Source organism: Nonomuraea sp. NPDC001684 (assembly GCF_053596515.1).
On the sequence record NZ_JBSFGJ010000444.1, the window covers coordinates 1 to 7,632 of the forward strand.

7 protein-coding genes are annotated in these 7,632 nt (G+C 73.0%); all 7 read right to left on the reverse strand.

Translation table 11 applies throughout. From position 1 onward, the window contains the following. Positions 1-65: 65 nt before the first annotated feature. Entirely contained in the window at positions 66-1,601 is a 1,536-nt protein-coding gene (locus ACWCSD_RS43145; protein WP_449923861.1) for a family 20 glycosylhydrolase, read from the reverse strand. Continuing rightward, positions 1,598-2,770, reverse strand: coding sequence for a GDSL-type esterase/lipase family protein (locus ACWCSD_RS43150; RefSeq protein ID WP_449923864.1), 1,173 nt, complete (start codon positions 2,768-2,770; stop codon positions 1,598-1,600). The genes ACWCSD_RS43145 and ACWCSD_RS43150 overlap by 4 nt, the downstream gene beginning before the upstream one ends. Beyond that, the gene (locus tag ACWCSD_RS43155) at positions 2,767-3,972 is read right to left on the reverse strand and encodes a glycoside hydrolase family 1 protein (RefSeq protein WP_397156046.1); all 1,206 of its coding nucleotides are present in this window, start codon (positions 3,970-3,972) and stop codon (positions 2,767-2,769) included. Before ACWCSD_RS43155 ends, ACWCSD_RS43150 begins: the two co-directional genes overlap by 4 nt. A gap of 32 nt (positions 3,973-4,004) precedes the next feature. Further along, the gene (locus tag ACWCSD_RS43160; RefSeq protein ID WP_352351481.1) at positions 4,005-4,835 is read right to left on the reverse strand and encodes a carbohydrate ABC transporter permease; all 831 of its coding nucleotides are present in this window, start codon (positions 4,833-4,835) and stop codon (positions 4,005-4,007) included. Then, complete coding sequence (locus ACWCSD_RS43165; RefSeq protein ID WP_397156044.1) at positions 4,832-5,794, reverse strand: carbohydrate ABC transporter permease; 963 nt, start codon at positions 5,792-5,794, stop codon at positions 4,832-4,834. Before ACWCSD_RS43165 ends, ACWCSD_RS43160 begins: the two co-directional genes overlap by 4 nt. Before the next feature lie 3 nt (positions 5,795-5,797). Further along, complete coding sequence (locus ACWCSD_RS43170) at positions 5,798-7,060, reverse strand: extracellular solute-binding protein (protein ID WP_397156041.1); 1,263 nt, start codon at positions 7,058-7,060, stop codon at positions 5,798-5,800. A 108-nt stretch (positions 7,061-7,168) separates the two neighbouring features. Beyond that, positions 7,169-7,632 (reverse strand): LacI family DNA-binding transcriptional regulator (locus tag ACWCSD_RS43175; protein ID WP_449923870.1); only part of this gene is annotated, 464 nt, incomplete at its 5' end.

Sequence of the window (7,632 nt, forward strand, 5' to 3'; positions counted from 1 at the left end):
GTCGCCCTGGCGAGCCTGACGACGACGAGCCCTGGGCCGCGACGGGCCCCGGGGCCGCGGCGGGGTCACGGTTCCGCCGCGGGCCGGTACGCCGCTCCCCATCCCGTCGCCTCCCACGTGGCGGCGTGCGGTTCCAGGCGTGCCCGGTGGTCCTCCCAGGTCGCCGGCTCACGCGTCCAGGATCGTTCGGCCGCGGCCGGGAGACGGGGCAGCAGCAGGAACGCCAGATCGTCGAAGGACGTGATCGTCTCCGACCAGATCGCCGCCTCCACCCCGGCGACGCGGACGTCGAGCCCCGACACCAAGGACCGCGGGGTCCAGTCGAACATCTGCCGGAGGGTCTTGGCCGGATAGTCGCGGAACCCGAGCCGGGCCCGGCGCGCCTCCCCCTCGGCGTCCGCGGCGGGCTCGGCGTACGGGCGGTCGTAGTACAGCACGTCGCTGGAGGACAGCAGCACCGGCAGCCCGGCCGCCGCAGCGGCGGGCCCGTCGGACGGCGCGAGGGCGAACAACGCCACCATCTGGTCGACGAACGGGTGCGCGGACTCCGGCAGCTCCGCCTTCTTGGCGTCGGCGTCGATGCTCGTCTCCGCGCCGATCCACAGCTGCACGAGGTCGCCGTCGCCCAGCGCCCCGGCGCGTACCGTCTCCTGCCAGGCCACGACCCGGCTGCCGGCGTCGTGCGCCGCGCGGACGGCCACGCCGACCGCGCGCGTGTACGCCGTGACGGGCATCCCGAACGGCTCGTCACCCCCGACGTGCACGAACCGGGCACGGGACGCCTGCGCGAACTCGGCGACGGTCTCCGCGATGAAGGACTCGGCCCCGGGCACGGCCGGATCCACGTAGCCCAGACGGGCCGCGGTCCGGTCGCCGGCGAGCTCCGGGTAGGCGCGGATCGCGGCGCGGGCGTGCCCGGGCAGGTCGATCTCGGGCACGATCGTCACCCCGCGCGCCGCGGCGTACGCCGTCAGCTCCGCCAGCTCGCGCCGCGTGATCAGCTCGCCGGGCGAGGTCGCGTCCAGCGCGGGACGGGCCGCCGACTGCAGCCGCCAGCCGCCGGAGTCGGTGAGGTGCAGGTGCAGCACGTTCAGCTTGTACCGCGTCAGCAGGTCGATGACGCGGCGGATCTCGTCCGGGCGGAAGGGATGCCGGACGACGTCGAGCATCAGGCCCCGCCACGCCAGGGCGGGCCCGTCGGCGATGCGCCCGACCGGCAGCCGGCCCGCCGCCGACTCCGCCAGCTGCACCAGCGTCGCGGCGCCCCGCAGGACCGCGTGCGGAGTCGGGCCGGTGATCGTGATCTCCTCCGGGGCGATCGTCACGGTGTGCCGCTCGTCCGGGGGGAGCTGTTCCGGCGCGATCCCGCCGGCCGGCGGCACGTCGCCGGGCGCCTCGCCGATCAGCAGGACGACGCGCGACGGGGACGGGTCACCCGCCGAGGGGGTGGCGGGGAGGCGGGCGAACTCGCCTTCGAGCCACGCGCGGGCGTCGCGCAGACGATCGTCCGCCCGGATCTCGACGTGGCCGGGGCGCAGGACGGTCGTCGTCGCGTGGTCGAGCGCGACCGCGTGCGGCCACGGCACCAGCGCGGCCCTCATCGCCGGCCGCCGAGCAGCCCCGCCAGGGCCGGCAGGCCGGCCACCGTGTCCTGGAAGCGCCGCGCGATGAGGTCCAGCCCCTCCTGCGTGGGGTGGAGCCCGTCGCCCAGCAGGCGCGCGTCCTGCTCGCCCAGCAAGGTACGGCCGTCCACCAGGTGCAGGTGGGGGTCGTCGGGCGCGCGCCCGCCGTGGACGCGCTCGATGATCCGGCGGGTGGCGGCCAGCGTGAGGGCGCCGTCGTCGGCCTCCAGGGCCCGGTCCGCCCCGGCGGCCGTGCCGCCGCGATCGACGGTCGGCCCCGGCGTGTGCTCGTGCGCCGGGCAGGCGATGGCGGTGATGAGGACCACCGGCGTGTCCGGATGGCCCTCGCGGATCAGGTCGAGGAAGCCGTGCATCGCGGGCAGCATCGTCCTGGCCCGCATCGAGTCGGCGTTCACGAGGTTGATGCCCACCTTCAGGGTGATCAGGTCCGCGGGGGTGTCCCTGATCATGCGGGCGACGAACGGGTCGAGCTGCGCGTTCCCGCCGAACGACAGGTTGCGCAGGCGCCAGCCGGCGCCCAGGGCGACCCGCGCCGGCCACGTGCCGTCGGGGGTGGCGGCCTGCAGCCCATGGCTGATGGAGCTGCCGTGATGCGTCCAGCGTGGGAGGCCGCCGGCGGACGGCGGCGCGATCGGGGCGTCGGCCGCCAGGCCGATGACCTCGACCGCGCAGTCGTGCGGCAGCATGATCTCGACCTGCTTCTCCCTGCCGTCGGGCACGAGGGCCACCCTCACGGCGGACGGATCGCGCTGCTCCCGGCCGGCGACCTGCCGGTCGGCGCCGATGACGACGACGTCCCCTTCGGGGATCGCGACGTGTTCCGCCACCGCGCCGTCGACGACGACGGCGAGGCTGTGCGGCCCGGCGACCTCGGCGCCGGCCGGCCGGAGCGAACGGGTGTGCAGGCGCAGCCGCAGCAGGGTCGCGCTGGTGGCGAAGCGGAGGGAGACGCCGGTGGGCGCCTGTTCCATGAGGTCGAACCAGGGGTCGTCGTGTTGTGCGCGGGCCCATGGCGGCAGCCGGCGCGGGCGCAGGCCGCCGTGGGCTCCCGGGTCGAGGGCGGCCGCGCCGTCGATGAGGCGGGCCAGGTCCGCGGCGTCCAGGGTCACGTCCAGGAGGTCCGTCACGACGCCGACTCCCCGCCCAGGACGGCCGCCGGGTCCTGGGCGAGCCGCCCGAACCAGCGGGCGCTGGGTTTGACCGTGCGCCGGAACGTGGTCCGGTCGACCGCGACGAGGCCGAAGGTGGGCGTCCACGATCCCCACTCGTAGTTGTCCAGAAGTGACCAGTGCAGGTATCCGCGCACGTCGACGCCGTCGGCCATGGCGCGGGCCAGGCCCGTGACGGCCTCGGTGGTGTACGCGACGCGTTCGTCGTCGTCGGCGGTCGCGATGCCGTTCTCGGTCACCAGCAGCGGTGTCGATCCGCCGAGCCGGGCGGCGGTGTGCCGGACCGCGTCCTCCAGCGCGAGAGGGTAGTACTCCCAGCCCATCATCGTGCGCCTGTCGTCCGGGCCGGGGGCGATGACGCCGTCCGCGCCCGCGCGCAGGCGGCTGTAGGCCTGCACGCCGAGGAAGTCGTCGTCCTTCGCCAGGTCGATGTACTGGTCGTCGACCAGGTACGACAGCTCGGCGGTGCGGTCGGGGCCGGCGCCGTGGTCCTGCACGTTCTGGTTGGCCACCGTCCACCCCGAGCGCAGTCCGGGCACGGAGGCGAGCAGGTCGCGGGCCTCCTCGTGCGCGCGGGCCAGCGCGCGGGTCACGTCGGGGTCCGGCGGGACGAAGGAGGGGACGGGTTCGCCGGCGCCGTGCCTGCGGCGCGCGGCCACCAGGGCGACCATGTTGGGCTCGTTGATCGTGCAGACCCAGGGCACGCCGTCGAGGATCGGCAGCACCGCGCGGACGTAGTCGGCGAAGTGCGCGACCGTCTCCCCGGAGGTCCAGCCGCCTCCGGCGCTCAGCCAGGCGGGGCTGGTGAAGTGGTGGAGCGTGACGACCGGGGTCAGCCCGCGCTGCCCGCAGCCTTCGATGATCCGGCGGTAGTGGGCCAGCATGGCCGGCGACGGGTGACCGGGCGCGGGGACCACGCGGGCCCATTCGACGCTGAACCGGTAGGCGTTGAGACCGAGGTCGCGGGCGATGTCCAGGTCCTCGGGCCACCGGTGGAAGCTGTCGCAGGCGTCCCCCGACCGTTCGGGCAGGCCCCGGCTCCCGTCGTGCTCCGCCTGCCAGAAGTCGCTTCCGACGTTGTTCCCCTCCACCTGGTGGGCCGCCGTCGACGCGCCCCACAGGAAACCGTCCGGGAATGTCGGCGGCGGCGAAGTCGTCATGTTCGATCCTGTCTTGGGTGTCGGAGGTGTGGTCATTTGAGGCCCATGGTGGCGATGCCCTGCACGAAGTAGCGCTGCAGGGACACGAAGAGCGCGAGGATCGGCGTGATGATCAGCACGGCCCCGGCGAGCAGCGTGCCGTAGTCGGTCGCGTACTGGCCGGTGGAGTAGAGCGAGAGCGCGACCGGCAGGGTGTACATCGACTCGGTCTGGCTCGCCACGAGCGGCCACAGGAAGTTGTTCCACGAGCCGAGGAAGGTGAGGATGCCGAGGGTGGCCAGCGCGGGGCCGCACAGCGGCAGCACGACCCGGGTGAAGATCCTCGTCTCGGAGGCGCCGTCGATGCGCGCCGCCTCCAGCAGCGAGTCGGGGATGTCCAGCATGAACTGGCGCATCAGGAAGACGCCCACGGGCTGCGTGAGGAACGGCAGCACCAGGGCCCCGTACGTGTCGAGGATGCCCATCTTCGCGACGATCACGAACAGCGGGACGAAGGTCACCACGCCGGGCACCATGATGGTCACCAGCACGACGCCGAGCAGGACGCGCTTCCCGGCGAAGTCCATCTTGGCCAGCGCGTAGCCGACCATCGAGCAGAACAGCAGGTTGCCGAGCACGGTGAGCACGGCGACGACGAGGCTGTTGCCGAAGAAGGTGCCGAAGTGCAGCTCGGTGAGCCAGCGGGCGAAGTTCCCGCCGGTGGGCGAGTGCGGCCACCACGTCGGTGGGTCGGCGAAGATCTCGTCCTGCGTCTTGAACGCGCCCAGCACCATCCAGGCGAACGGCGCGAGCCACACCACCACGCCGGCGGTCAGCACCACGTAGCTGAGCGAGCGCGCCGTCAGGCGTCCCTGCTGGGTCATGTGGCCCTCCTGAGCAGGCGGAACTGCAGGACGCCGACCGCCGCGATGACGACGAACATGATGTAGCTCGCCGCGGACGCCTTGGCGAAGTCGCCGAAGCCGAAGGCGTTGAACGTGTAGTACGTCATGGACAAGGTGGAGCCGAGCGGCCCGCCCTGCGTCATCACGAACGCCTCCTCGAAGAACTGCAGGTAGCCGACCGAGATGAGCACGCAGCCCAGCAGGATCGTGGGGCGCAGCAGCGGGAGCGTGATGCTGCGCAGGCGGCGCCAGGGCCCGGCGCCGTCCATCGCCGCCGCCTCCGCGACGTCGGCCGGGACGGCCTGCAGCCCGGCCAGGAAGATCACCATGAGGGTCCCGGTGTTGCGCCAGACGGCCATCAGGATCAACGAGGGCAGGGCCCAGGTGGTGCTGTTCAGCCAGTCCGGCCCCTCGACGCCGACCAGGGCGAGGACCATGTTGAGCAGCCCGTCCCGGGCGAGGATGTGACGCCAGATGACCGAGACCGCGACGACGCTCGTGACCACCGGCGCGTAGAAGGCGACGCGGTAGACCGGCCTGAGCCGGCGGACGCCCGAGTTGAGCGCCAGCGCCAGCCCCAGCCCGAGCGCCACCGTGGCGGGGATGCCGACGAGGACGAACAGCGCCGTCACCCCGGCGGCGTTCTGGAACTCCGGATCCGTGAGGACGTCCGCGTACTGCTGGAGGCCCACGAAGTTCACGTTGAAGGGCGACTGGATGTCCCGCGCGGTCAGGTCCGTGAAGGAGAAGCCGATCGAACCGGCGATCGGCAGGACCATGAACACCGCGAAGACGACGACGAACGGCGCGGCGAACAGCCAGGCGACCGTCGTCTGCCGGCGCCGGCGTTCGGAGTTGGCTCCCCCGGCCCGGCGGGCGCGCACGTCACGGGAGGCGCGCGCCCGTCCGGTGGCGGTGGGCGACATGGGGTTCGACACCGCTCAGGACACCCCGATGCCGTCGGCCTGCTGCTGGAGCTTGCGCAGCGTGTCCGCCACGGGCCGGCCGCCCTTGATGATCTGCTCGATCGCGGAGTCGCCCGCCGCGCCGACCTTGTCGAAGGCGACGAGCTGCGGCGGCGCCTTGGCCGTCTTGAGCTGCTCGGCGAACGCGGCGAGCGTCGGGTCGGCGACCAGCGCCGGATCCTGCCACGCGCTCTGGGTCGCCGGCAGGTCGCCGCTGACCTTGTACCAGGCCGCCTGGGTCTGCGGCTCGCTGAGCCACTGGACGAGCTTCCAGGCCGAGTCGGGGTTCTTGGCGGCCTTGAAGACCACGAGGTTCGCGCCGCCGACGAACGAGGTCGAGCTCTTCCCCGCCGGAAGCGGCGCGGTCGCGTACTTGCCCGCGAACGCGTCCCCGCCGGCCTGGGAGATGGCGCCGCGCAGGAAGGGACCGGCGACGAGCATCGGCGTCGTGCCCGTCAGGAAGTCCTTCACCGCGGCGGCGGGCGCCGTGTCGGCGTTCGGATCGGCGATGCGCTGCTTGAAGTACGACGCCAGGTACTCGTACGCCGCGGCGAACTCCGGCGTGTCGAGCGTCCACGAGGACTGGTCGGCGTTCATCAGCTCCGCGCCGTTGGACCACGGCATCCAGAGCGCGGACAGGAACGATCCGGTCGTGCCCGCGGGCAGCCGGATGCCCCACTTCGCACCGGCCTTGCGCTGCAGGTCGGCCGCCATCCGCCGCAGCTCGTCCCAGGTGGCCGGGGGTTTATCCCAGCCTGCCTTGCGGGCGAGGTCCGTCCGGTAGTAGAGCGCCCGGACGTCGACGTACCACGGCACCTCCAGCAGCCGGCCGCCGATGGTTCCCGTCGAGACGGCTCCCGGGTACATGCCCGCCGTGTCGATGGCCTCGGGCACGGGCGCGAAGGCGTCCTTGAACACCGGCAGGCCGGGCATCATGGCCAGGTCTGGAACGTTCCCGGCGGCGATGGCGGTCTGGAACTTCTGGTAGGCCGAGTCCCACGGGATGGCGGTCACGTCGACCTTGACTCCCGGGTTGGCGGCCTCGAACTTCTTCACGAACTCGGGCAGGAGCTCGCCCTCGTTGCCCATCGCCCACATCGTGATCGCGCCGGCGGCCTTGGCCGCGACGCTGGAGGACGGCTGGGCCCGTCCGGCGCCCTCGTCGGCCCGGCCGCACGCGGTGAGCGCCGCCGCAACGGCGATGGCGGCCAGGGCCGCCACTGTTGATCTGTGTCGCACGGCCAGTTCCTTCCTGTCGGCCTGTGTTGCCTCCCCCGAACGGCTGAGAATTTATGCGCTTAACTCGCCAGAAATCCAGCCCCAATGCGCAATTGAGACAAAACTTCGTCAGGGGCAGCCGCAGCTGCGGCCGAGCACCAGGCGCGTCGGCAGCACGTACGACCTGGGGTGGGACACCCCCGCCGCGGTGTCGGTCAGGATGCGCACCGCGAGCCGCCCCATCGTGGCGAACGGCTGGCGGACCGTGGTCAGCGTCGGGTTCGACAGCCGCCCGGCGACGATCCCGTCGAAGCCGGTGATCGCGACGTCGTCCGGCACCCGGAGGCCGTGCCGGGCCAGGAGGTCCACCACGGTGAGCGCGAGCTGGTCGGTGGCGCAGACCAGGGCGTCCGGCACGTCGCCGGCCGCGATGGCGGCGCGCAACGAGCGCAGGCTGTCCTGGGCCAGCGCGGTGGTGTCGAACGGCTCCTCGGGGACCGGCAGCCCGTGCGCGGCCAGCGCCGCCTGGAACCCGGCGAACCGGGCGGCGATGTCGGGCGCGGCCGGCTCGCCGAGGAAGGCGGGAGACCGGC